The organism is Blautia sp. ZXY-1-B12 (genome assembly GCF_056339915.1).
Genome location: NZ_JBWJVP010000108.1, coordinates 1 through 24000, shown reverse-complemented (window position 1 = coordinate 24000; position 24000 = coordinate 1). Strand labels below are relative to the sequence as shown.

Annotated in this window: 22 protein-coding genes and 6 pseudogenes; 4 read left to right on the top strand and 24 right to left on the bottom strand. The window is 40.7% G+C overall.

Features of this window, described 5'->3' with window-relative positions; genetic code table 11:
- Nucleotides 1–35 precede the first annotated feature (35 nt).
- Both AC075L_RS06635 and AC075L_RS06630 read right to left on the bottom strand, forming a co-directional pair.
- A complete protein-coding gene (locus tag AC075L_RS06635) occupies nucleotides 36–659 on the bottom strand; it encodes a TetR/AcrR family transcriptional regulator (protein WP_019160814.1) in 624 nt (207 codons plus the stop codon).
- A gap of 405 nt (nucleotides 660–1064) precedes the next feature.
- Nucleotides 1065–1313: pseudogene (locus AC075L_RS06630) on the bottom strand (sigma-70 family RNA polymerase sigma factor); the annotation flags it as partial.
- 218 nt (nucleotides 1314–1531) lie between these two features.
- Between AC075L_RS06630 and AC075L_RS06625 the strand changes: the two are divergent.
- Nucleotides 1532–1810, top strand: a complete 279-nt coding sequence (locus tag AC075L_RS06625) for a hypothetical protein (RefSeq protein WP_476387402.1) — start codon at nucleotides 1532–1534, stop codon at nucleotides 1808–1810.
- A 38-nt stretch (nucleotides 1811–1848) separates the two neighbouring features.
- Here the strand turns inward: AC075L_RS06625 and AC075L_RS06620 are convergent, their stop codons facing one another.
- The 7 genes from AC075L_RS06620 to AC075L_RS06590 form a co-directional block, all read right to left on the bottom strand.
- On the bottom strand, nucleotides 1849–2565 hold the full coding sequence (locus tag AC075L_RS06620; RefSeq protein ID WP_476387401.1) for a sensor histidine kinase: 717 nt from the start codon (nucleotides 2563–2565) through the stop codon (nucleotides 1849–1851).
- Nucleotides 2566–2791: 226 nt separating this feature from the next.
- Nucleotides 2792–3214, bottom strand: a complete 423-nt coding sequence (locus tag AC075L_RS06615) for a hypothetical protein (RefSeq protein WP_476387400.1) — start codon at nucleotides 3212–3214, stop codon at nucleotides 2792–2794.
- On the bottom strand, nucleotides 3205–3864 hold the full coding sequence (locus AC075L_RS06610) for a response regulator transcription factor (RefSeq protein WP_119244473.1): 660 nt from the start codon (nucleotides 3862–3864) through the stop codon (nucleotides 3205–3207). The genes AC075L_RS06615 and AC075L_RS06610 overlap by 10 nt, the downstream gene beginning before the upstream one ends.
- Nucleotides 3865–3933: 69 nt before the next feature.
- Nucleotides 3934–4749 (bottom strand): NisI/SpaI family lantibiotic immunity lipoprotein, encoded by an 816-nt coding sequence (locus AC075L_RS06605; RefSeq protein ID WP_117528060.1) that lies wholly within the window; start codon nucleotides 4747–4749, stop codon nucleotides 3934–3936.
- Entirely contained in the window at nucleotides 4742–5473 is a 732-nt protein-coding gene (locus tag AC075L_RS06600) for a lantibiotic immunity ABC transporter MutG family permease subunit (RefSeq protein WP_476387399.1), read from the bottom strand. The genes AC075L_RS06605 and AC075L_RS06600 overlap by 8 nt, the downstream gene beginning before the upstream one ends.
- Nucleotides 5474–5479: 6 nt before the next feature.
- Nucleotides 5480–6205 carry a lantibiotic immunity ABC transporter MutE/EpiE family permease subunit gene (locus AC075L_RS06595; protein WP_005423207.1) on the bottom strand — a complete coding sequence of 242 codons (726 nt, stop codon included), beginning with the start codon at nucleotides 6203–6205 and terminating at the stop codon, nucleotides 5480–5482.
- 3 nt (nucleotides 6206–6208) lie between these two features.
- Nucleotides 6209–6910 carry a lantibiotic protection ABC transporter ATP-binding protein gene (locus tag AC075L_RS06590; RefSeq protein ID WP_476387398.1) on the bottom strand — a complete coding sequence of 234 codons (702 nt, stop codon included), beginning with the start codon at nucleotides 6908–6910 and terminating at the stop codon, nucleotides 6209–6211.
- Nucleotides 6911–7283: 373 nt separating this feature from the next.
- On the opposite strand from AC075L_RS06590, the gene AC075L_RS06585 reads away from it, so the two are divergent.
- Nucleotides 7284–7526 carry a helix-turn-helix transcriptional regulator gene (locus tag AC075L_RS06585; protein ID WP_476387397.1) on the top strand — a complete coding sequence of 81 codons (243 nt, stop codon included), beginning with the start codon at nucleotides 7284–7286 and terminating at the stop codon, nucleotides 7524–7526.
- Nucleotides 7527–7566: 40 nt separating this feature from the next.
- Here AC075L_RS06585 and AC075L_RS06580 read toward each other — a convergent pair whose 3' ends face one another.
- Together AC075L_RS06580 and AC075L_RS06575 are read right to left on the bottom strand one after the other, a co-directional pair.
- The gene (locus tag AC075L_RS06580) at nucleotides 7567–7770 is read right to left on the bottom strand and encodes a hypothetical protein (RefSeq protein WP_476387396.1); all 204 of its coding nucleotides are present in this window, start codon (nucleotides 7768–7770) and stop codon (nucleotides 7567–7569) included.
- A 186-nt stretch (nucleotides 7771–7956) separates the two neighbouring features.
- A pseudogene (locus AC075L_RS06575) lies at nucleotides 7957–8133 on the bottom strand (relaxase/mobilization nuclease domain-containing protein); the annotation flags it as partial.
- A gap of 114 nt (nucleotides 8134–8247) precedes the next feature.
- On the opposite strand from AC075L_RS06575, the gene AC075L_RS06570 reads away from it, so the two are divergent.
- A complete protein-coding gene (locus AC075L_RS06570) occupies nucleotides 8248–9660 on the top strand; it encodes an ATP-binding protein (protein ID WP_476387395.1) in 1413 nt (470 codons plus the stop codon).
- Between the two features lie 73 nt (nucleotides 9661–9733).
- Here AC075L_RS06570 and AC075L_RS06565 read toward each other — a convergent pair.
- The 8 genes and pseudogenes from AC075L_RS06565 to AC075L_RS06530 form a co-directional block, all read right to left on the bottom strand.
- A pseudogene (locus AC075L_RS06565) lies at nucleotides 9734–10010 on the bottom strand (CD1845 family protein).
- An 18-nt stretch (nucleotides 10011–10028) separates the two neighbouring features.
- A pseudogene (locus tag AC075L_RS06560) lies at nucleotides 10029–10229 on the bottom strand (ParA family protein); the annotation flags it as partial.
- Between the two features lie 466 nt (nucleotides 10230–10695).
- Nucleotides 10696–11088, bottom strand: a complete 393-nt coding sequence (gene rpsI / locus AC075L_RS06555; protein WP_008705974.1) for a 30S ribosomal protein S9 — start codon at nucleotides 11086–11088, stop codon at nucleotides 10696–10698.
- Between the two features lie 17 nt (nucleotides 11089–11105).
- Complete coding sequence (rplM, locus tag AC075L_RS06550; protein WP_008705976.1) at nucleotides 11106–11534, bottom strand: 50S ribosomal protein L13; 429 nt, start codon at nucleotides 11532–11534, stop codon at nucleotides 11106–11108.
- Between the two features lie 346 nt (nucleotides 11535–11880).
- Nucleotides 11881–12621 (bottom strand): tRNA pseudouridine(38-40) synthase TruA, encoded by a 741-nt coding sequence (truA, locus tag AC075L_RS06545; RefSeq protein ID WP_476387394.1) that lies wholly within the window; start codon nucleotides 12619–12621, stop codon nucleotides 11881–11883.
- A gap of 287 nt (nucleotides 12622–12908) precedes the next feature.
- Complete coding sequence (locus AC075L_RS06540; RefSeq protein WP_118572419.1) at nucleotides 12909–13853, bottom strand: NmrA family NAD(P)-binding protein; 945 nt, start codon at nucleotides 13851–13853, stop codon at nucleotides 12909–12911.
- A gap of 19 nt (nucleotides 13854–13872) precedes the next feature.
- The gene (locus AC075L_RS06535; RefSeq protein WP_019160798.1) at nucleotides 13873–15066 is read right to left on the bottom strand and encodes an MFS transporter; all 1194 of its coding nucleotides are present in this window, start codon (nucleotides 15064–15066) and stop codon (nucleotides 13873–13875) included.
- A gap of 66 nt (nucleotides 15067–15132) precedes the next feature.
- Nucleotides 15133–16482, bottom strand: a complete 1350-nt coding sequence (locus AC075L_RS06530) for an aminomethyl transferase family protein (protein ID WP_243103836.1) — start codon at nucleotides 16480–16482, stop codon at nucleotides 15133–15135.
- Nucleotides 16483–16625: 143 nt separating this feature from the next.
- Between AC075L_RS06530 and AC075L_RS06525 the strand changes: the two genes are divergently transcribed.
- Complete coding sequence (locus tag AC075L_RS06525) at nucleotides 16626–18146, top strand: PucR family transcriptional regulator (RefSeq protein ID WP_476387393.1); 1521 nt, start codon at nucleotides 16626–16628, stop codon at nucleotides 18144–18146.
- 135 nt (nucleotides 18147–18281) lie between these two features.
- Here the strand turns inward: AC075L_RS06525 and AC075L_RS06520 are convergent, their stop codons facing one another.
- From AC075L_RS06520 to lon, 5 genes and pseudogenes are all read right to left on the bottom strand, one after another.
- Nucleotides 18282–19085, bottom strand: a complete 804-nt coding sequence (locus AC075L_RS06520) for an energy-coupling factor transporter transmembrane component T family protein (RefSeq protein WP_476387392.1) — start codon at nucleotides 19083–19085, stop codon at nucleotides 18282–18284.
- 227 nt (nucleotides 19086–19312) lie between these two features.
- Nucleotides 19313–20158: pseudogene (locus AC075L_RS06515) on the bottom strand (energy-coupling factor transporter ATPase); the annotation flags it as partial.
- Nucleotides 20149–20994: an energy-coupling factor transporter ATPase gene (locus tag AC075L_RS06510; RefSeq protein ID WP_025580712.1), complete on the bottom strand. Its 846-nt coding sequence runs from the start codon at nucleotides 20992–20994 to the stop codon at nucleotides 20149–20151. The pseudogene AC075L_RS06515 and the gene AC075L_RS06510, both read right to left, overlap by 10 nt.
- Nucleotides 20995–21081: 87 nt before the next feature.
- Nucleotides 21082–21687: a ribosome biogenesis GTP-binding protein YihA/YsxC gene (gene yihA, locus AC075L_RS06505; protein ID WP_008705985.1), complete on the bottom strand. Its 606-nt coding sequence runs from the start codon at nucleotides 21685–21687 to the stop codon at nucleotides 21082–21084.
- 57 nt (nucleotides 21688–21744) lie between these two features.
- Nucleotides 21745–24000: pseudogene (lon, locus tag AC075L_RS06500) on the bottom strand (endopeptidase La); the annotation flags it as partial.

The window sequence follows — 24000 nt, the reverse complement described above, 5'->3', positions numbered from 1 at the left end:
GCTATAGCTAACTTACAGACAAAAATTATAAGGCATTACTGCCCCATAATTTTCATCCATCCCGCCGTATAAAAGGCGCGCATTTCTCTAACGTAGTTTTCGGCATCTTTGAGCGGCATTTCGTGGATGATCAATTCAAAAAAAGTATGAAGCATTCCGGTGATCAGAATATGCTCCAGCGAAGGATCGATATGCGGAGAGGGCCGTCCAAGCTGCCTTAAGACATCCTGATAGGCATGCGTCCCATCTACCTCAATCTCCACCATTTCATCAATTAGCCCGGCAAATTTTGTCCCTTCCGAACAGCAGAGGATCAGTTTACATTCCTCTAAATGTTCGTACGCATAATAGAGAATATCGTACATGCAGATTCCCGAAATATCACTCATGACTTCCGGCTGCTGGGCAGCTGGTAGTTCGGCGAACTCCTGCTGTGCCTTTATAAAACGGTTACGAATATATTCATAATGTTCACCAACGATGGCTTCAAAAAGTTCTTCTTTGCTTTTGTAATATCCGTAAAAGGCTCCGGTAGTCATTCCCACGGATTTCACAATATTCCGCAGGGAAGCGTCTTTATATCCTTTTTCTAAAAATTCTGCTTTCGCTGCCCGGTGGATATTTTCTAAAGTCGTTCCATTTCCGTTAATTTTGCACACCTCCTATATAACAGTGATATATAACACTGTTATAATTATAATCTCTAAGAATTATTTTGTCAAGAGCAGCAAGAAATAGTTGCATAAAAATAGCAATCCAAACGTTACTGTTCACTGGTAATATCCCGCGAGGTATGAACAGTAACCCGAAAAAGATTTGCATAAATTTAATTTCTTAAACTGGTTGTATATGAATGTAGAATGATGTATAGTATTTGCGAGAGGCACCTTCTTTCGTAAATGTTGCAATGTTTGTTTGGTTACTTTCATTATACAACACAAACGATTTAAGGTGTCTTTCTTTTTATGCAAAATCACGAACTTGCTCATTTATAGCTTATTATATAAGCCTTCCGATTTCTTTGACAATGGAACAAGCGCCAGCCGAATATCGTCAGCAGTCACTTCTTCCATATACATCTCTCCCAGAGGTTTGATGATCTCCGGTGTTTGCGGCTTTAACAGCACCGCATTTTCAATGCCATTCTCGCAATCCAGAGAATACTGTGCTTTATAACGATACATCTTTCGCTCATACACAGCCTCCGCACGTTCAGCTGCTCGAATAGTCTCCATTACTTCCTCTGTCACATCTACAAAAAAGTCTACTGTATAAACATCAGGATAAAGTTTCCGAAGATTAATTTTCTTCATTCTGTACCTCCATTTCGATTCACGGGTGATTGACGAGTGAATCGAATGGAGGTGGGGAACGGCACCGGTATACAGCCGGATTATCTCCGAAAAAAAGGCAACAAAAAACGCCAGATTCCCGCAATGGGAAACTGGCGCGCCAAGAACAGTCATTATTATGCTGAATCACATGGAACGATAATGCCGATGCAATGCTATACTTGCCCGGAGGAGGGGCAATGCTTTTTTTAATTGATGTAGATCATGGGAGCTTTGAAAAAGCAAAAGAGACACGGCAAATTAACCTCCAAGCGGCTACCGTGTCCCTGCAAGTCGTCATTAGTTTGTGTAAACGCAAAGAAACGGCGGCTCTGAAATCAAAGCCGCCGTTTCAAATGGGCGTGTCAAATTGTCTGCTCTACGACGGCTTTTTTTCTTTTGCCGTCGTCCGGCAGATTGTAGCTTTATTCTTTACCTATATGCTATATGGAAAGTTTGTAGATTTCATAAAGATTTGAAAAAATAATGAGCGATACCACAGTACCGCCCACTACTTTTAATATGGAATTTTGATAATAACCTGTGCGCCGCCAGTCTTTTTAGAATTGCTTAAAACAAGCTGCCCGCCATGTTGCTTGATAATGCTGCTTGTGATATAAAGTCCCATACCGAAGTGCATATTAGAAGTACGACTTTTGTCGCCCATGAAAAACTGTTCTTGTGCATGATGTAGAGCCTCCGGTGTGAAGCCGCCTCCCTCGTCCGTTATAGATATATGCAAAAAGCAGTCTGTTTTTTGCACCGTTACATAAATTGTCCCCTGTGGTGGAGAATAGTCTAACGCATTGCTTATCACGTTCATAATTGCCCGTTCCAACAGCAGCTTATCCGCCTTGAGTGTGCCCAGGTTAGCCCCCGTTTCCAGTTGCAGACAAATTCCTTTGGTAAGGCATAAAGAGCTTGCCTGCGCTTTAATCTGGCCCATGTAATCAGCTATATCAAATTTCTCCAAATGAAGCTGATACCCGGCGATTGTCCGGGAAATGTCAATTAACGCTTTAATATAAATGCCTATCCGCTCGGAGCTTTCAGTGATGTAACTCGCATATAGACGTTGTTCGTCGTCAAGCTCCGTTTCATTTATCAAATCAATATTTCCTTGAATGACGGTCAGAGGTGTTTTCAAATCGTGAGCGAGTGCTGCAATCTGTTCTCTCTGTAACTGTTCCGCGTTCCATTGCTTCTCTAAAGATATTTTCAGATTATCTTTCATGTTTGCAAAAGAACAAAGTACGTCCTCAAATTCTCTGATTTTTGAATGTCCCACTTCAAAACCAAGATTTTGTTCTGCTACCTGCCTTGTCGCTTCAAAAAGTGGGGAGAGCTGCGTCTCTCATATTTTTTGCAAACTTCGCTGTCAATATCACGCATACTGCAATACAGTTGATTGCTATAAAAATATAAAGTAGAATTTCCGGTGAGGGAAAATGCTCATAAAGCTATTCATTTGTAAACTGTGAACCTATGTAATATTGCAGCACTACATATTCATTTTCGCGGGTCACAAGCAAATACTGTTTGTTGAGGTTTGTATTTATCTGCCCGGATATTGCGTATTCCATAGCCCGGTCCAAATCGTCGCCCTCTAAGGTCGTTTCCGTCACTTGATAATTTTTATCCAGCACCAAATATTCACAGCCCATAGGAAGCTGCACATCTGCCAAATCCGGCGTTGCGGCAATAACAGGAGCAAGATCTTTTGTGCAGCGTTCTGAATAATCCGCATAGGTAATAAGCCCTGTACTGGTTCCAGCTAAAATAAGACCAAATGGTATTGCCACCGCACCTATTAGTCCAATCAACAGCATACATAAGAATTTCCAAAAAGACGCTTTCAGTGATGTTGTTTTTTTCATTCCCATTTATATCCAATCCCCCAGACTGTCGCTATCGGCTGAATATCCAGTTTGTTCAATTTTGACCGGATATTCTTGATATGAGTAGAAATCGTAGAATTATCACTGTCGCCCTCTAAGCTGAAAACAGCTTCGTAAATCTGTTCTTTTGAAAATACCTGTCCTTTATTCCTTGCAAGATATTCACAAATCAGATATTCGCTTTTCGTTAAGGCAACAGGCGTGTTATCTATCCGTAATTCTTTTTCAGATAAATCAATTTTTATGCGGTCAAAGGTAAGTGCGGTATGTCGTTCCCTACGTTCACGCCGTAAGTGGGCGTTTACTCTCGCCCGCAATTCTGCAATACGAAATGGTTTTGTCAGATAGTCGTCTGCTCCCAGACCAAGCCCAAATGTGATGTCATGCTCCATTGTCTTTGCCGTCAGAAAAAGAATAGGACAGTCTACAAGGGAACGAATTTTATCACAATAGGAAAAGCCGTCTACATCTGGCATCATAATATCCAGTATAATCAAGTCATATCTGTTCAGCTTATCAATCGGTACCTGTGCGGCAGAGGTATAAGTGGTCACGAAATGCCCATCCTTTCGCAGCCCGTTTTTGACAAGCTCTAAAATAGCCTGTTCATCATCAATCATAAGGATCGCTGCCATATTGTTGCCTCCTTTCGTTGTCCTTTTTAGTATAACACAAGCTCCAAGGGTAGGAAGGTAGGAAAGCTGTCATTGTCGCTTTGCAATATAGTAGTTATCATTTACATTGACCGCAACCGCTTCCGCTTTATCGGTTCCGTAAATCTCATAGACATCTGTGTAAAACCAAGACTCTCGCCCCTGTCCGGCATTTTCCCCGTACCAGTCAATCTTGCTTAAATCTTCTTTTGACAAAGGGATTTTCGTTTCTGTATCGAATGTAACACTTTCAGCGAGAATATCAATGTAGCTGCCTAATTCATCATCTGATACCATATCAGACGTTACTTGATAAACCGTCCCGCCCCAAAGAAGTTGTGTCGCATTTTCTGGATTGACTTCAAAGCTGTCATTTATAGATTCTTCTGTTTTCTTAAAATCAAAAACAGTATCGCTATCTTTGACATTTTCGCTGATAACAGCTTTATGATACCCTCCGTTTACATCTACAATAAGATAATCGTCTGCGTTAGGAGCCGCATATACATTGAGAAAAGGAATAATGTAAGCGGCTTCTGGTGCTTTCTCCGCCAAATCCGCTAAGGATTGAAAAGTTTCCGTTTCAACATTTTCTTGCAGCAATATTTTTCCGTTCTCGTCTATGGCGGCAAGCTGCCGGATATATCCAATCCATTCTCCAAGCCCGCCATTTGATACGGTATCTGCCAAAATGGTGTAATCGTTACCTTTATAGGAAAAACGTGTTACATTTTCCGTATTCAAATAGCATTGTTCCTTGTCACTGGAATATTCTTCGATTCTGTCCTGTAAAGTACAGCCAGCAAGAGCCACACAAACGATAAAGGTAAACAGCAGAAGTAGCATTATTTTTTTGCTTTTATTCATAATTTTTTCTTCCCTCCCAATGAGAAAACCATAATAAGGTCAGCAACAAGCCACCTGTCGTTAATGCTGCAATCCATATTTTTTCTGTTCCATAGTTGAAAATTTGTCGGCTCAAAATATCCTGTACCCAATTCATAGACCATGCAAAGGGGATATACCGGGCTACACCTTTCAGCTCAATATTGCTATATAAGATACATTGCAGACTTTCAAACACGCCCCAAAACAGGGATAACCCTAATCCAAATTTGAAGCTAAGGAACAGGTGCAAGATGTATATTATAAAATTACAAAAGGCCATCCCGGCGGCGGCTCCAATGAGCATTCCGAGCTGCACTGTATCAGCTATTCCCAAAAGATGTATGCCAATCACAAATAACAGGAACAGAAAGAACAATGCAAATACCCCCGAACCATAAAGATAAGTTAATTTTGCAAGCATATTTTTGTGTCTGTTTGGTACAGCAAGCAGCGTTTGGAAGTGTGAAGCCTTTTCTTCCAGTGCAACGTTCAGACCAACAATAACGCTTATCAACACCGGAAAAAACGTTGTCGTAATTTCCAATATCATTTTGAGCTTTTTACTGTCTGCGGTGCTGGCATACTGGGAATAGTAAGCAAGAAATAACAATGCCCCCATAACGGGTACACAAAAATGAATAGCCCAAAACGATGTATGCTTCGTTTTTTCCTGTTCAGAACGAAGCGCATAAATAAAACCCATTTCTGTCTACCTCCCTTTGGAAAAATCCTTTGCGTCGGCATAGGATAAAATAAGAAACAAGAGTATTGACAACGAAATGGAAATCATAATGGCTATAGAAAATCCACAATTCCCCGCATAAGTTCCGTTTATTTCAATTCCCATAAGTGGCTCTGCCAGTTTTGCTGCCCAACAATACGGTACAAACCACCATGCTATTGTATTTCCTAATGCGGTAGCAGTAGATAGGACAATCCCAAGTATTGTATTTAACACAATCGGCACAAACATTCCCGTTTTGCGTGCTAAGTACAGACACAAAGGGATTTGCCAGACAGACGCAAGGATAATTCCGATACTTCCTGTAATGCTGTGTAAAAGAGAATATACTGCCGTTGCCGGAGCAATGATATTACTGATAGAAATGAGCAATGCTAAAAATATCGCTGAAACAAGCAGTTTTTCGACTAAGATAATGCCCTTGGCAAATTCAAATCTCGAAAGATTTACAGGCATAGAAAATACCGAATAGTATTTCCCGGCGTTTTCTTCTTTTCTGTGTGACAAAGAACACAAAATTGCGATTGCTCCCGGAAGCAGGAACGCATACCACCAGTAAAGCGTCATGTACTGATACCCTATATATCCACCCATAAGCCATGCAAAAATAGCCGTAATTAGCGGAACAATGAAAATCAGTTTGTTCGATATTGTCCTCTTGAATTTCAAATGTTCTGATTTTAGATAGTCCATGCCTTAACCCTCCCTGTGATTGCTTTTTACAACGTCCATAAAAAGATGTTCCAAATTTTCGTTTGCATTAAGTTTCCCCTCATAGCCTAAGACGCCGCCCGCAATAATGCCGATGTGGTCAGCGGTCTGTTGTACCTCGGAGAGAATATGACTTGATAAAATAACGGTAATACCCTTTGCAGGAAAGGAACGGATAAGCTCTCTAAGTTCTTCAATCCCAATCGGGTCAAGCCCGTTGGTTGGTTCATCAAGTATGAGCAGCTTCGGGTTGTTTAGTAATGCAACTGCAATTCCAAGACGCTGTTTCATACCAAGAGAAAACTGTCCGGCTCTTTTCTTGCCTGTTTCCGTCAGCCGGACGATTTGTAGCACTTCGTCAATCCGCTTATCTGTCAGCCCTAAAATAGTAGTCCTTACTTTCAGATTTTCATAGGCGGTCAAATTTTCATAAAGCGGCGGCATTTCAATTAACACTCCAATATGGTTTAAGTCGCTGCGTTTCCATGCGTGGCCGTCAAACTCAATACTCCCAGATGTGGGCCTCAAAATACCTGTTATCATTTTGAGTGTTGTAGATTTTCCGGCTCCATTTGGTCCTAACAATCCATAGACGGAATTTCTTTCAATGTTCAGCGATATGTTATTTACGGCTGTCTGCCCGTTGAAATTTTTGCAAAGGCCGGTTATTTCCAAAATCATATCCATATCCTTTTGTCCTTTCTTTTGGTTTTAACAACAGGATACGGGGGAAATTTGAAGATTTCATAAAGATATTAAATTTTAATCTGCACAATCAAACCTATTAAATGGCCAAATATAGATAAGGCGCAAGCCCCTGTGCCGGAAACACTTTGAGACCTTGCGCCCTTTGTTATTCTATCCTAAAAATACTTTGCCAGTTGCTTCAGACCGCGCCGAATGCTGTCACAAACACAGGTAAGTTTGCATCCTTCATTACTCTTTAATTGAGTTTGTATCCTCAGTTTTATAATCGATATAATCAAACCTATCAACCGGCATAATAAGGTTATTCCTTTGTGTAAATCGGCACGATAGAATATACTTGAGGTGAGTGATTATGCCGATTGATGATTTAACTGCTTTAGGGCAAAAAATGTGGGAAACTCGAAAGAATAAAGAACTGACACAACAGGAACTTTCTGATCTGAGCCATGTTTCTGTAAAGCAAATCGCCAATATCGAAAAGGGGAAAATGCTTTATTCCAGCTGTCCACCAGAAATGCGTGACACCCTGTTGCATCACACCCAGGAAACGGTGAAAGAACTGACAGAGTTGTCCGAGAAATTTGAAATGAATTGAGCCAGTGAGTGAAATTTAACGATTCTCTCACTGGTTCTTTTTATTTCCAGAGAAAAGAGGCAAGCTTGTTGTTGAGGGCAGCGCCCCCAAGCCCCTTTGAACACAGAATTTCATTCTGTGGCTGCGCGGTCTCCGTTCCACTCCGGTCGGCACTAAACGGACATCCCCCGGATGTCCAGTGCCTGCGAACGCTTTTGACCAGAACCAGCTTACCGCTGGCCGTGGTCTTTTTCTTTTTCAACATCCTGTTCTACCTCCATTTTCAGCACTCGATCTACATTTGCCTTTGCCGTTAAAAGCTCCCGCATTTCCTCACGGGTCTTAGCATAATTTACGATGTGAGTACGCAGAACAGCGATCTCTGCCATACGCTTTTCAGCCGCTTTGATCTGCGCCGAAAGCTCATTGTGATATGCCGTGGCAGCCGCTGCCTTTTTGCTAAAAGAAACTCCGCATCAACCGTTCTGCTGTCACACGCAAATCCTGTGATGAGCCTACCATTATCTGTTTTCTGTGGATTTGCTACATAGTCGATGATGTCACTGATCGCCCGACTCTCTGTGCGGCCTTTGCCGACATGAAGCGGCATGATTCTTGTAGTTGCCATAAAAAGTCCTCCTCTCAAAATATTTTCTCTGAACTCTTTGTGCCTATCGTTGAAATAAACTCTTCTTATGGGTATAATATAAAGAAACTACCAATACCTCAAAGGAGGAATTTTATGATAGAACAGCTCATTGCTGAAGCAACAGAATGTGATTTCAAAGTTGCTCTCGAAATAAAAAAGCCAAAAAGCTGGTTAAAAAGTGTCAGTGCCTTTTCCAATGGAATCGGCGGAACTCTGTTTTTCGGAATCTCTGATGACCGGAAACCTATTGGCTTGTCCGATGTTCAAAAGGATGCTGAGGCGATCAGCCGCTTAATCAAAGAACGAATCACACCATTACCTCAGTTTATCTTAAAACCATTACAGGAAGATGGTAAAAATCTATTAGCTCTGGAGGTTTCTCCCGGCCGCAGCACCCCATATTATTACAAGGCAGACGGCGTGATGGAAGCATATATCCGTGTTGGAAATGAAAGCGTAATTGCCCCGGATTACATTGTAAATGAACTAATCTTAAAGGGAACCAATCAGTCCTTTGACACCTTAACAACAGAAGCTGTGAAAAAGGATTACAGCTTCACACTCCTGGAAGCAACCTATCTGGAACGAACTGGTCTCCGCTTTGAGCCATCCGATTATGGCTCCTTCGGTTTGGCTGACAAAAATGGGGTCTTGACCAATGCCGGAAAGCTCATGACCGATCAGCACACAGTCTATAACTCCCGTATGTTCTGTACCCGGTGGAATGGCTTGGAGAAAGGCTCTATCTTTGATGATGCGCTGGACGATAAAGAATACGAAGGGAATCTGATTTATCTACTGAAAAGCGGCAGTGAATTTATTCGCAATAATTCCAAAGTCCGTTTTGTCAAAGAGGCACAGTATCGTGTAGACAAGCCGGATTATGCTGAACGAGCTGTGACAGAGGCTCTTGTCAATGCGCTTATCCATCGTGATTATATTGTGCTTGGCAGCGAAATCCATATTGATATGTTTGATGATCGGGTGGAAATCACATCTCCGGGCGGTATGTTTGGCGGCGGCTCAATTCAGGAATACGATATTTACAGTATTCGTTCGATGCGACGAAACCCTGTGATTGCTGATCTGTTCCACCGCATGAAGTACATGGAACGCCGTGGAAGTGGCCTACGCAAAATCGTCAGTGAAACCGAAAAGCTACCTGGATATACAGCGGCATATAAGCCTGAATTTACCTCAACAGCAACAGATTTCAGGGTCATCTTGAAAAATGTAAACTACAACTTAGGGGGTGACGCCCACCAAGTTATCCACCAAGTTACCCACCAAGTTATTGAACTATCAACGGTATCCAAACAGATTTTGGCTTTTTGCACAACACCAAAATCCAAGAAAGAGCTTGCAGTATTTTGCGGCTTCAAAGATTTAAGAAACCTCACTTTGAAGCATATCAATCCGCTTTTAGAATCCGGGCAATTAGAAATGACTATTCCCGATAAACCTAAAAGTCGCAATCAAAAATATATTACAGTTCGTTCCGAATAAACAGAGAAGCAGGGCATTGGGTCACATCTCCCATTGTCCTGCTTCTTTTCATTCCAAATTATATTCACATCATTTACCCATACACCCAATCCTGTATCGCAAATTTCAAATTCTGCACCTTGCCCAGCAGCCAGATTGCAGCCAGCGGTAGCCCCATCGGGCTAATCAAAAATGCCATAACCAGCAAAATCACACCATTCTGCGGGGAATAGGTAATCAGCACAGCCACGCCAAGTAGAGCAATTACCGTGCTGAGCAGACCAAGCACCAGACCGGATATTGTAGATCAGCCCCATGCAGAGCCAGACAAAAAGCGTCAACACCCAAATGACCGGTGCAGTTACAATCATCAGCAAACATTTCAAAACCAAGCTGATTGTCAGGCTTCCTTGTGGATCCCCGTCGATTAAAAGCACTTTCTTTCCGGCCTGTGCCAGACCTATTCCCAAGTTCGCACAGGTTGTTGTTTTGCCAACGCTTCTCCGCTCCCGCTCCGGTCGGTGCTGAACATGTGCCACTGGCACATAGCACCCTTTCTGGTTGGCGATGGCGATGATTTGTGTGTTCATGACTTCGCCTCATTTCTAATTGTTGCTGTTGTTTCTGGAAATAGAAAAAGCCGCCACTTCAAAATCATAAAGTGACGGCCCTTTCTAATGCCGGAATCTCTGAAACAAAAAAGCACCCAGTTATTTGTTACTGAGTGCCTGCATTAGAATCGTATTTAATTGTTCAGATTTGGTCAGATTATGCCAAACCCTCCAGTGAAAAATCCGGTGTCTGAGAGTGCCAAAATCACCCTCAAAAATACTCCCGAAATTGCTCTCTGGTTGTCCTATTTTTTAACCACTAAGGCCGTTTTTTGACCCCATTTTGCCGGTTGTCCTATATTTAACCACTAAAAATTGGGTGAAAATGGCTCTCGTTTGGTCAAATGAGGTCAAACTATGTCAGCCCGTTTAGGCATAAGAAAACCCCGGAAAACCTTGATTTTCCGGGGTTTTGTAAACCTTTTGATATAGTCTGAGCAGTCGATTATCGCTTGCTGAACTGCGGAGCGCGACGAGCTGCTTTGAGACCGTATTTCTTACGTTCTTTCATACGTGGGTCACGAGTTAAGAATCCAGCAGCTTTCAGAACTGGTCTGTAGTCGTTGTCTGCCTGAAGAAGGGCTCTTGCAACACCATGTCTGATGGCACCAGCCTGTCCTGTGTATCCACCACCATGAACGTTAACTAATACGTCAAATTTGCCTTCTGTTTCTGTAGCAGCTAAAGGCTGACGAACGATAACTTTCAGTGTATCTAATCCAAAATATTCATCGATATCTCTTTTATTGATTGTGATCTTACCGGTTCCAGGTACAAGATAAACTCTTGCGATTGATTTTTTTCTTCTTCCTGTTCCGTAGAATTTTGCGCTAGCCAATGTTTTCTACCTCCTAATTAAAATGTTAAAGCTTCTGGTTTCTGAGCTTCATGTTTGTGTTCCGGTCCTGCATATACGAAAAGTTTTGTGTACATGCTTCTTCCTAAAGGTCCTTTTGGAAGCATACCTTTAACTGCGAGCTCGATAACTCTCTCAGGTTTCTTTGCTAACATTTCTTTTAATGTGGTTTCTCTCATTCCACCTACATAATCGGAGTGATTGTAGTAGATTTTCTGCTCTAATTTCTTACCTGTAACTTTGATCTTGTCAGCGTTTACGATGATTACATAATCACCTGTGTCTACGTGTGGTGTAAACTGTGGTTTATTTTTTCCTCTTAAAACGCTTGCTACTCCGGATGCCAGACGGCCAAGAGTACATCCATCAGCGTCAACTACATACCATTTTCTTTCGATTTTATCTGGATTAGCCATATAAGTCTGCATGGTTTTACCTCCTGTTATTTATCAACGATAGTTTAATTAACCGCGGAATTTCCCGCGAATATAAGTTACTGGAAACGCCGGTGCTAAAAATGCGGAAATGTCCGAAACCGCTGATAAATACTTTCGCCTGGGCTATTTGGCTTAAGCATCTCGCACTACGTCACATTTGGTTATTATATTATAAGGGTTCTGTTCTGTCAATAGGTTTTGTGTCGTTTTTTCAACTTTTTTCGTTACTCCCCCGTTTTTTGTTTTCCATACTCATTGTTGTAAAAAAATTGCATGCTACATTTCAGTCATTCAGTCTGAAAAAATGTAGCATGCAATAATTTTTACATTTTATAGATCAGTCAAAAAATTCAATTCCCATCAATGTTAATCCCTGTGCCGGAGCTGTCGGGCCTGCCGTTTCGCGGTTGCAGGCTTCCAGGATTGTCTTTACTCTCTCCGGTGGATATTGACCGTTTCCTACTTCTATCAACGTTCCTGCGATAATACGAACCATGTTGTAAAGGAATCCTGTTCCTGTTACGCGGATAGTTACGATGTCTCCGTCACGCCATACATCAATTCCTGTTACTGTACGAATGGTTGTTTTTACCTGCGCTTTTGCACCGCAAAAAGAAGCAAAATCATGCTGTCCAATCAGGTATGAGGTTGCAGCTTTCATCTTATCTACATCCAGTTTATAGTGATAGAAATAGGTGTATAAGCGCTCTGTCGGAACCGGAAATTTGCGGTTCAGGATGCGGTATTCATATGTTTTTTCGCTGTCGCAGTAGCGGGGATGGAAATCCGGTTCTACTTCTTCGGAGAGCTGAATACGGATATCTCCCGGAAGCCGCTGGTTCAGTGCATAAGAAATCTTTTCTCCCGGGATGCGTGTGTCAGTGTCAAATACTGCCACATTTCCCATGGCATGAACACCTGCATCTGTACGGCTTGCACCGATAGTTTCTATTTTCTCTCCCAGAAGCTCGGACAGTGTATCATTTAATACCCCCTGCACGGTAATTCCGTTTGGCTGTGTCTGCCAGCCGCAGTAGTTTGTGCCGTCATATGCAACTACAAGGCCAATTCTTTTCATCTGTTTTCCTCCATAAAATAAATCTATAATATCTTGCCCAAGCAAAAAATCATCTGCTTCATTGTTTACTGATTCATAACCAATAACTGCCTCGCAGTTCAGTTTAACATTTCATTTTAATGTATTTGTTAAATAATATCATAAATCTATTTTAGGGTAAAGCTATTTCACACGGTAAAAACCTGATACAGGAAAGATACATTACTGTTCAAAAATATACCATTTACTTTAAAAAAGATATTCCTGTCTATTTCATGCACAATAATAAAGGCTTCTTATACTTTCCATTAATTATCTGTTGAAGTCCTGTTACCAATAAGATGATTCGAAAAATCTTCAAAAATCTGTCTAACAAACAATGGTTTTCTGCCTGTCAGTTTTTCAAAATCATTCGTATAAACACTCATCTGATTTTGACGGATTGCTTTCCCGAAAGTAACCATTCCATCAGAACAAAACGGAAAATTCTTTGCCGTATCAGCCCACATTTCTTCTGTTGTTCTGGGCACTCCGATTGAATCAAAATATGCATACATCTCATCATCCGTAATATATTTATATACCACTTTCTTCCCTGTTACTTCTGAGGCAATTTCGAGAAAATCAGCAATTGTTAACAGCTCTGCTCCATTAATATTCAAAACTTTATCAATATCTTCAGACATTGCCGCATATGCTGCAGCTGTTGCGCAATCGTCACGAGATATAAACGCCATCTTTCCTTCCCCCATATTATTTGCCAGAACTCCATTAGTTCTCTCATATGCTTCTACAAAAGAAGAAACCATTGCCTCGGCATACTGCGAATCACGAAGAATCAGATAATGTATCGGTTGTTCTTTGATATAATTTTCTGTCCAGACATGATCATTTACCTCATATGTATTAATATCTTTTTCACCAGCACCTACAATAGAAGTATACACCAGCTTTTTGACACCGGCACGTACTGCTGCATCAATTGCAGTTTTATGTGCAGCTCTTCTTTTAGGTCCTACAAAAGGCATGGAAATCAATACAACAGTATCTGCTCCTTTAAATGTTTCCACAAGAGTTTCTGCATTATTAAAATCAGCCACCCTTGTTTCAATTCCCATTTCTTTGTACTTTTTAAGTGCTTTTTCTCTTGGTGCAGTAAAAATCAAATCCTCATGAGGATATTTTTCCAGAAGTATTCCGGCAGATTTTCCTCCGAAATTTCCATCAACACCATTAAGCAATATTTTTTTCATAATCAGTACTTCCTTTCTACTACAATTTAACCAGTTCTTTTTCAAGCAATACACCCAATCCAACAGCAATTGCAATCACAACTGCAGTCAGGATAAAAATTTCTGAATAATTATTTCCTGCAATTGGAGCAATAATATAAGATGGAACTATTACCGCTCCCCCTAACTGAAATGTTGTAATCAACCCTCCTGCTGTAGAAATATTATCAGATGAAATTTCTCTTAATCTAATCGGCATTGTGAAATAAATTGGCATTGCACCTCCAATAGCAATCCCTGTAATAAAATATATAATTATCATAAGGATTTGTTCATGAAGCATCCATCCCCCAATACATCCTATAATAGAAATTCCTCCAAATAAAAAGATAAGTCTTGAAAATTTCTTTAACTTTCGATACAAAACGGGCCCTATAACTGCACCAAACATATTTCCAAATGATATCATAGATGCAACAGTACCTGCCTGCGATTTAGAAAATCCATGAATTTCCATAAGTGCAGCTGGAAGAAATGTATTTAATGTAATAGTCGCTCCCAGAATACAGAATAAACTGACTGCAGTAAACCAGATACCTTTGCAGCTCAGAACTTCCGAAAATTTTCCTTTTTGCTCTGAAGATCTATCTGCATTTCTGAATTCTGTATTTTCAGCATTTTCTTTCTCTATACAATAGTTTCCTGCCCATATAACAGTAATTACAACTGCGTATACTAATGCTCCAACATAGGCTTTTTGTAATGTTGAATACAAAACTGCAGATGTTGCAGTTGCAAAAGTCTGCGCAAGCATACTGGCCGTAGTATATATTCCCATAAATAAAACTGATTTTTCTGCAGGAACTACTTCTTCCAATACTCTTGCGCTATTAACAAACAGTGTAATAGAAGATGCGCCACTAAATGCCATGCAAATCCATAGTGTAGAATAACTTTCTGCAAAAATACGACCTGTAAGTCCTAATATAGTAAAAGCAAGTCCCAACTGTATTGCATTTCTATAGCCAATTTTATCAGACAATTTTCCCAATGGAATGCTCAGAAAAATTGCCGGAAGCATTGGTGCAGTAAATAAAAACGCAAAACGAGAAGCAGATATTTGATACGCTGTTATCAGATCAATCGAAAACACATTCATCTGATATTGAGCATAAGCAGCAACAGTAGATGCCAGCATAAGACTTATAAATGTATATTTCTGTTTTTTATTCAATATGTATCTCCTTCCAAACAATATATGAAAAGCGGCTGTCGTAAAACAGCCGCCCCCTGTTAAACCTTAGAATAAATGAGGAATTTCTTCTACATCTTTGTTTTCATTGCGGATAAACTCGCTATTATAAGGAAGTTTTTTTACTGTTGCACGTACTTTCATCTGACGCGTACCAGGAGTCCCCCACAAAATTTCCAGTTTCGTTCCTTCTTTTGCATATTTAGGATTAATAAATCCAAGAGAAATCATACTATTGTAATTATAGGAAATTATTCTTCCAGATGAAATGCCAATCTGGTTTTCTCCGGCAAATACCTTATCTGCTCTATAAGTGAATCCTGGTTCTTCCGGCTGTTCATTCCAGAATACATCACTCTGTACGGAAATATCTTCACAAGGTTCCTCTCCCGGAATCAGTTTCGTAGTAAAAATTTTTCCTACATCCTCTCCATTCCATTCAAGAGTTACTGCTGTTCTGCGTTTTTCTTCAGCAAGTTTCAAAAGAGCATCTTTTCCGGTAAAATCATGATTAAATTTCACAAGGAAATCCCATCCAACATCAAATGGCGTCATAAAACGACTTTCAAGATCATCTCCCACACTGCCAAGCAGATAACGTTTAATATTATAAAAAGCAGTCTCCGGATGCTGATACAGATAATTGGCCAGTCCTTCTCCCGATTCAAACCATGGAAGCGGATAATGGAGATTGATGTTTGGAAATCCTGCTTCCGTATGATTAAAAAGATTATAGGCATGAAGTCCTAATTTCTGAGCACCAAATTTTTTCCCGCTTTCCCAAACCTTATCATAAATATATACAAACTCTGAAATATCCCCATGAATTTCATAAGCAAGGTTGCCAGACATCCCAAGGCGAATAATACGTACTGTCTTTCCATCTACATCCTGACATCTATGACGTGCAAATTTAATATCATGTAAATCCGCCTGAAAAGCATCTTCCAGAATTTCAAGAGATTTTTCTCCATCAATTTGAATAATATATTCTTTTCCTGACATATCTTCCCCATGTACATCCATTTCAGATGATTCTACAAGATACGCAAGAGGTGGATTTAACCAATATGTTCGGATTCTGTCCTCAGCAACCTTAATTGCAACACCATCTGTCATAATCTGTCCTTTTTCATTGCAGATTACTGCATGACGAAGCCCTTTCATACCGAGTTTAGAAAAATCATTTGTACAGATAGAATTAAAAAACTTGATCACATCCGGTCCATACACATCGTAAATTGGTGAAATCATCAGTGCAGTTCCAATCCATGCACTTGTCTGGTATGCTTTAATCTCCGGTCTTACTCCTCGATATTCATATGGAAGCAATGCTCCCGGTGCAACCTGATATAGTAAACTGGCACCTTCCATTAGTGGATTTCTTGATTCGTTCATAATTTTCCCCTTTCTTTTTATATATTTTTGTACACTTTCTAAACCCAAGTATAATACACTTGTTTTTTATATTCATCGTCTGTATAATCAAAAAAACAGATACTATTTTTATACATAAATGTCCATATTACAGGAGGGTTCCTATGAAACTCAATATTCATCAGATTTTTGAACAAATTTCAGCAGATATTTTTGTGATAAAAGAACAAAATCAAAATTCCTGCACAATTACCCGCGTACGGAAATTTTTACCTGAAACAACAGTTATTGACTCTGATACTCTTTATCTGATTGATTCGTCGTATTCTTTCCCACCAGATTTTTCCTTTCCAGCACATATGCTTTTTATTAATCAATATCCCGAATCTGTTCCCTCTGTTTTTCTCTCCTGCAGTGTTCTCACTACAACAGATATTTCTATAGATTCGCTACTGTATACTATATCTGATATCATTGCAGAATATCAAAATTGGGAATGTCAGATTCTTCAATGTATTTTAAAAAATTCATCATTAAAAAATATTTTACAAATATGTACAGAAATGCTCAAAAATCCTATCGCTATTTTTGACATGCAACAAAATCTTTTAATGACGGCCGGCCATGTTCCAGATATTTCCACCAAAGGAGAACTTTGGAATTATGTTCTGTCTCATGGCCGTTCGCCTGACGAATCAGAAATCAATCCGAGTCTTAATTCACTTTTAAATAATGGACGTAAACCTTTTTTCTTCCAGTCAGATAATCGCTTCCACAAAATAAAGCGACTCATTGCACCACTCTATCGAAATGAATCAATATTTGGTACATTGGCATTAAGTGATGTTTCTGCAGAATTTACACCTGGAGAATATCTGAATGTCGTACAGATTCAGACATTTATTGAACAGGCAATTCAACATACCACTGAATTTGCTTTTTCAAGTAAACATATGCCATGGTACATTGAACAGCTTATAAGAGGGAAAGAAATTAATCAGGAAGTACTTTTTTTCAATCTTGCGCGTAATGGATTTATTAAAGAAAAGAAATATTTTGTCTGGACTTTTCAAAAAGACTCAGCAGATGGACCATCTATAAAAAATTTCATTCCTAATATTTCATATCTCCTGAATCTTGAGATGATATATAATTATTCTGATCAAATTGTTGCAGTCGACCAAAATCTTGAACACTATCACAACTTAACACTTTACAAAAAAATGACTAATTTTCTAAATCAATGTCATATGTATTTTGGTCAAAGTATGTGCTTTGAAAACATTACGGAGTTGCATACTGCATTTATGCAGTCTCAAATAGCTTTAAGTCAAAGAAAAAAAGAACCAGGGATATCTTTTCTGGAAATTTTGCCAGAATATCTTGTAAAAACATTATTTACATCAAATGAAGCAGATGGATTGATGTTTCCATCTATGAAAAATTTTCAAAACATAAAAAAAGAATACCGACAGGATTTACTCATCTGCCTTGAACAATATATTTCTTCCGGTCTGAATTTGTCGGCAACAGCTTCTAATTTATTTATACATCGTCATACTGTTATTTATCGGATAAAAAAAATAGAAGATTTATTAAATATAACTTTCTCTAAGCTGTCTCAATCAGAACTGGGGTTACTTTGGTTATCCTGCCAAAGGCTTCTTTTAAAACCTTTCGATTAATGTTTATTATAGAATCTTTATAACAGATAAAAATATGCCTTTTTCTGTTCATAAATAGAAATATGCTGTAACCCATTTTTACTGGATTACAGCATATAAAATATCATTATAAATCAGTAACTATTCCGTATCTCATCAAATTCCTGCGATTCTGAATATAATCGCAATCGCCAGATAAGCAAACATCACCACATATGCAATATAATCTCTGGACTCATAACGCAATGGCTTCATCTGGGTTCTGTTATCCCCTCCATGATAGCACCTTGCTTCCATGGCCATGGCCAGATCATTTGCTCTTCTGAACGCAGAAATAAACAGCGGAACCAGAAGCGGAATCATATTTTTTGCCTTCTGAATTATATTTCCGGTTTCAAAATCTGCGCCACGTGCAATCTGTGCTTTCATGATCTTATCGGTTTCCTCCATAAGGATTGGGATAAAACGCAGCGCAATAGACATCATCATGGCAATCTCGTGGATTGGCACATGAAGTTTATTTAACGGCCTGAGAAGTCGTTCCAGACCATCTGTAAGTTGATTGGGTGTGGTAGTCAGCGTCATAAGAGAAGAACCGATCACCAGATACGTCAGGCGGATGGCCATTCTTCCGGCCAGCTTCAGGCCCTCCTCTGTCACATGCAGGATTCCCCACTGCCAGAGAACCTTTCCGGGTGTCAGAAATATATTAAATACCACTGTGATCATAAGAAGCATCACGATTGCCTTCAGTCCCTTGAACATAAATTTCACAGGAACTTTGGAAAGAATGATCATCGCTGCCAGAAATATAGTTGCCACTGCATATCCCGGAAATGTATGGAATACAAAGACAGAGATGATGAACACCAGTGTACCCACCAGCTTTGCTCTCGGATCCATTTTGTGCAGAACGGAATCTGCAGGATAATACTGTCCTATTGTAATGTCTCGGATCATACTTCCTGCCCTCCCTCATTCTCTTCTTGTTCTGCAGACTTTTTATCCATTGTTTCCTTCTGAATGCTTAAATCTTCATCAGGCGCATCTGAATGAGACTCTTTCGTCCCATCCTCAGTCAGATCAGCTTCCATCTCACTAATTAAGGTTTCTGCTTTGGCATTTTCTTTTTTCGACTGACTGTCTGAAACAGATTGTCTGTCACCGGACAATTTCCCGGGATTACATTTTCTTAAAACTGCAAGGATATTCTCTTTTGCCTCATCCACCGTTGTAGCAGTTACATCTACATCCAGGCCTTTTTCCTTCAAAGCATGCATGATATAAGTAATCTGCGGTGCTGCAAGTCCCATGGCTTCCAACTCTCTGTAATGAGCAAATACTGCTTTGGGAGCATCGTCATATGCGATTTCTCCGTCATTGACTACGATCAGTCTCTCCGCATATTTTGCAATATCCTCCATGCTGTGGGATACAAGGATAATGGTAATCCCTCTTACTTTATGAAGCTCTGCGATCTGGTCAAGGATATCATCTCGTCCTTTCGGATCCAGACCTGCAGTTGGCTCATCCAGAATAAGAATTTTCGGATTCATTGCCAGTACACCGGCAATAGCAACTCTTTTCTTCTGTCCGCCGGAAAGCTCAAAAGGGGATTTACTGAAATTTTTCTCCTTGAAACCTACGTGCTGCAGTGCTTTCTTTGCTTCTACTTCTGCCTCTTCCCTGGATAATCCCTGATTCATGGGACCAAAGCATACATCAGAAAGCACATCATTCTCAAAGAGCTGATGCTCCGGATACTGAAATACAAGACCAACCTCGCTTCGCAGGGCACGACGATCATATTTCTCTCCCCAGATATCCTCTCCATTGTAAGTGATCGTACCAGAAGTTGGACGGATCAGCGCATTGAAATGCTGGATCAGTGTAGATTTCCCACTTCCTGTATGTCCGATAATTCCGATAAACTGTCCGTCCGGAATAGAAAGATTGATATCTTTCAGCGCATGGATCTCATAGGCAGTTCCCGGACTGTAGGTATAAGTTACATTTTTTAATTCTATTGACATAAGGCATTCACCAGCTCCTCTGTAGTCAGTATTCCCTCCGGAACATCCACTCCGGCTTTATGAAGTTCGTGTGCCAGAAGTGTTACCTGCGGCACATCCAGTCTGTATTCTTTCAGAGTTTCCACCTGTGAGAAAATCTCTCTGGGTGTTCCCTGCATCACCACTTCTCCGTTGTCCATAACATATACCTTGTCCGCATGAACAACTTCTTCCATATAGTGGGTGATCAGAATGACTGTCACTCCTTCCCGTCTGTTAAGGTCACTGACTGCCTCAAGAACTTCCTTTCGTCCATTCGGATCCAGCATTGCAGTTGGCTCATCCAAAATGATGCATTTCGGACGCATTGCCATGACACCGGCAATTGCAACTCTCTGCTTCTGTCCACCGGAAAGTTTATTCGGAGAATGATAACGATAGGATGTCATTCCTGTTTTTTTCAGGCTCTCATCTACACGCTCCCAGATTTTCTCTGTGGGCACACCCATATTCTCCGGTCCGAACCCTACGTCTTCTTCTACTACAGTTCCTATGATCTGATTGTCAGGATTCTGAAAAACCATGCCCGCTTTCTGTCGGACTTTCCATAATTCCGGCTCTTTAGACGTGTCAATCCCATCTACCCACAAAGTTCCTTCCGTCGGAAGCAACAGCGCATTCAGGTGCTTTGCAAGAGTAGATTTTCCGGAACCATTATGTCCCAGAACAGCCACGAATTGTCCGGCTTCAATGTCCAGGTTTACATCATTGACAGCACGCTGCGTATCCTGCACGTTACCATCTTCATCATACTTGAGATAGTCAAATCCCAGCTTGAATGCCTTGATAATTCCCATAATATTTTTTGTCCTCGTATTTTGTCTGTCTGCTGCTTATTTTCACAGGAAAAGAATCCCGTCAGTAAACAGCGAATATTTATTTTTTCAGGCTTCTTCAGTAGCTGCCAGTCCGGTCAACTCGTCAATCAGAGCCCAGATCTCATCTCTTCCCTGCTTCGTCTCAGCAGAGAAAGGAATAATAATGCCATCTTTGCTCAGCTTCAGCCCTTCTTTGATTGCTTTGATATTTTTCTGAACCTGGCTTCGTTTGAGCTTGTCAAGCTTCGTTGCAATAATGATCGGCTCATAGCCATTGTTCAGAATCCAGTCATACATCATCTTGTCATTTGCAGACGGATCATGACGGATATCAATAAGAAGGAAAACCGCCTTCAGGTTTTTGGATGTATGAAGATATCTTTCGATCATCTTGCCCCATTTTTCCTTCTCAGACTGTGAAACCTTTGCGTATCCGTAACCAGGGAGGTCTACCAGATACATGGCTTCATTGATATTATAAAAGTTAATGGTCTGTGTTTTTCCCGGCTGTGCACTTGTTCTGGCAAGAGATTTCCGGTTCATCAGCCCGTTGATCAGCGATGATTTTCCCACATTTGATTTTCCTGCAAATGCAACCTCCGGTCTGTTGGTGTCCGGAAGTTTGCTGGTAATACCGCATACGATATCTAATGATACATTCTTAATAACCATTGATTTCCTCTCTTTTTTCACAACAAATGGTCAATCTTTACTGACTGACCATTTATTTTATACCAGTGCCTTATTAAGCACTTCCTTCATTGAACTTACAAAGGTAATGGTAAGTCCGTCTGTGATTTCCTTATCTAATTCCTGAATATCCGGTTTGTTTTCTGCCGGCACTAACACCTCTTTGATCTTAGCATATTTTGCCGCAAGAAGTTTTTCTTTCAAACCGCCGATCGGAAGAACTCTTCCTCTCAGTGTGATCTCACCGGTCATTGCAAGGTCTGCCCTTACCGGCTTCTTAATAATTGCGGAAAGGATTGCAGTTGCCATGGTAATACCTGCGGATGGTCCGTCTTTTGGTACTGCCCCTTCCGGAATATGCACATGAATATCGTTTTCCTGGAAAAATTCCGGCTCAACTTTATAGTCAGAAGCAATGGAACGAATGTAAGTAATACCTGCCTGTGCAGACTCTTTCATAACATCTCCCAACTGTCCGGTAAGCATCAGCTCACCCTTGCCGGGCATTACATTGACTTCAATCTGCAGTGTATCGCCGCCCACCTGTGTCCAGGCAAGCCCGCGGGAAATACCAATCTCATCTTTCTTATTTGCCATAAGATAGTTAAAATGCTCTTTTCCAAGAAAATCTGACAGATTCTTTGAAGTCACTGTAACTTTCTTTTTATCTTCTTCCATGATCAGACGTGCAGTTTTTCTGCATATCTGTCCGATGGTTCTCTCCAGGTTTCGAACTCCGGCTTCTTTTGTATAATTGTTGATGATCTTCTTAAGAGCCGCTGACTGGATTGTCAGTTTACCTTTCTCGATACCGTTCTCTTCCATCTGCTTCGGAATCAGATGTTCCTTTGCAATATGTTCCTTCTCATTCTCAGTATAACCTGCGATCTCGATCAGTTCCATACGGTCAAGAAGTGGTCTCGGAATGCCCTGAACATCGTTTGCAGTTGCAATAAACAGTACTTCTGAAAGATCCTGTGGAACCTCTATATAATGATCCATAAATCTGCTGTTCTGTTCCGGATCAAGCACCTCAAGAAGTGCCGCAGAAGTATCTCCTTTATAATCACTGCTGGTCTTGTCAATCTCATCCAGAAGCATCAGAGGATTGCTCACTCCTGCCTGCTGTAATGCTGCAGTGATCCTTCCGGCATTGCTCCTACATAAGTCTTTCTGTGGCCCCGGATCTCAGCCTCATCTCTCACACCGCCCAGACAGATACGTACATATTTCTTATGCATTGCTTCTGCAATCGATCGGGCAATGGAGGTTTTACCTGTTCCGGGAGGTCCTACCAGACAAAGGATCGGGCTTTTTCCCTTATGTGTCAGTTTGCAGACGGAAAGGAACTCCATCACACGCTCCTTCACATCTTTCAGACCGTAATGACCTTCCTGAAGTACTTTCCATGCTTCTTTCAGATCATCAGAATCTGTGGATTTCTTCTCCCACGGAAGTGCCAGCATGGTCTCAATATAACCACGCAGTACTGCATTCTCGGATACATTGCTGTTGGTATTCTTAAATCTCTCGATTTCTTTGCTGATCTTCTCTTTTACCTCATCGCCGGCCTGAAGTTCCTGGAGTTTCTTCTTAAACTCCTCTGCGTCATCCGCAGTATTATCCTCACCCAGTTCCTCACGTATCAGTTTCAGCTGCTCTCTGAGAATATATTCTCTCTGATTCTTATCAATTCTGGCCTTCACTTTTTTCTGGAGATCTCTGCCAATCTGCATGATCTCAATCTCATTTCCAAGGATTGCACCCAGAACTTCATAACGTTCCTCCAGTGTAAGTGCCTCCAGGATCTTCTGCTTATTCTGATAAGATAAAGGAATATTTACGGCAATCTGCTCAACCAGTTCCTCAACATTATCTATATTTAAAATCTGTGCTACCAGCTCTTTGCTGACTTTTCCATTTTCCATGCAGTATCTGTGGAATAATTCCTTAAGGCTTCTGTGCATGGCTTCCATCACTGGTTCCGGCATCTGCATTTCTTCTTCATCAACAGGTGTGATCTCACTTCTGATAAACGGAAACTCCTGTTCAAATTTCACAAGTGTGGCTCTTCCCGTTCCCTCTACAAGTACCCGCAAAAGGTTCTGCGGAAGTTTCACAACCTGTTTGATATAGGCAATGGTTCCTACATGATATACACCTGCCAGTATCCGGTGATTCCACCTCAGGATCAATCTGAGTAACCAGAAAAATCTTCTGGTCATGAAGCATGGCAGCTTCAATCGCCTTGACAGAACGCTCCCTGCTCACATCAAAATGAACGATCATCCCGGG

Coding starts and splice junctions, on each gene's coding strand:
- rplM (WP_008705976.1), bottom strand. CDS start 11,534: ATGCAGACTTATATGGCTAATCCAGATAAAATCGAAAGAAAATGGTAT.
- AC075L_RS06520 (WP_476387392.1), bottom strand. CDS start 19,085: ATGATCCGAGACATTACAATAGGACAGTATTATCCTGCAGATTCCGTT.
- AC075L_RS06585 (WP_476387397.1), top strand. CDS start 7,284: ATGCCGATTGATGATTTAACTGCTTTAGGGCAAAAAATGTGGGAAACT.
- AC075L_RS06530 (WP_243103836.1), bottom strand. CDS start 16,482: ATGAACGAATCAAGAAATCCACTAATGGAAGGTGCCAGTTTACTATAT.
- AC075L_RS06595 (WP_005423207.1), bottom strand. CDS start 6,205: ATGGACTATCTAAAATCAGAACATTTGAAATTCAAGAGGACAATATCG.
- truA (WP_476387394.1), bottom strand. CDS start 12,621: ATGAAAAGAATTGGCCTTGTAGTTGCATATGACGGCACAAACTACTGC.
- AC075L_RS06605 (WP_117528060.1), bottom strand. CDS start 4,749: ATGAATAAAAGCAAAAAAATAATGCTACTTCTGCTGTTTACCTTTATC.
- AC075L_RS06540 (WP_118572419.1), bottom strand. CDS start 13,853: ATGAAAAAAATATTGCTTAATGGTGTTGATGGAAATTTCGGAGGAAAA.
- AC075L_RS06510 (WP_025580712.1), bottom strand. CDS start 20,994: ATGGGAATTATCAAGGCATTCAAGCTGGGATTTGACTATCTCAAGTAT.
- AC075L_RS06625 (WP_476387402.1), top strand. CDS start 1,532: ATGCTTTTTTTAATTGATGTAGATCATGGGAGCTTTGAAAAAGCAAAA.
- AC075L_RS06610 (WP_119244473.1), bottom strand. CDS start 3,864: ATGGCAGCGATCCTTATGATTGATGATGAACAGGCTATTTTAGAGCTT.
- AC075L_RS06615 (WP_476387400.1), bottom strand. CDS start 3,214: ATGGGAATGAAAAAAACAACATCACTGAAAGCGTCTTTTTGGAAATTC.
- AC075L_RS06600 (WP_476387399.1), bottom strand. CDS start 5,473: ATGGGTTTTATTTATGCGCTTCGTTCTGAACAGGAAAAAACGAAGCAT.
- AC075L_RS06590 (WP_476387398.1), bottom strand. CDS start 6,910: ATGGATATGATTTTGGAAATAACCGGCCTTTGCAAAAATTTCAACGGG.
- AC075L_RS06580 (WP_476387396.1), bottom strand. CDS start 7,770: ATGTTGAAAAAGAAAAAGACCACGGCCAGCGGTAAGCTGGTTCTGGTC.
- AC075L_RS06620 (WP_476387401.1), bottom strand. CDS start 2,565: ATGAAAGATAATCTGAAAATATCTTTAGAGAAGCAATGGAACGCGGAA.
- AC075L_RS06525 (WP_476387393.1), top strand. CDS start 16,626: ATGAAACTCAATATTCATCAGATTTTTGAACAAATTTCAGCAGATATT.
- AC075L_RS06570 (WP_476387395.1), top strand. CDS start 8,248: ATGATAGAACAGCTCATTGCTGAAGCAACAGAATGTGATTTCAAAGTT.
- yihA (WP_008705985.1), bottom strand. CDS start 21,687: ATGGTTATTAAGAATGTATCATTAGATATCGTATGCGGTATTACCAGC.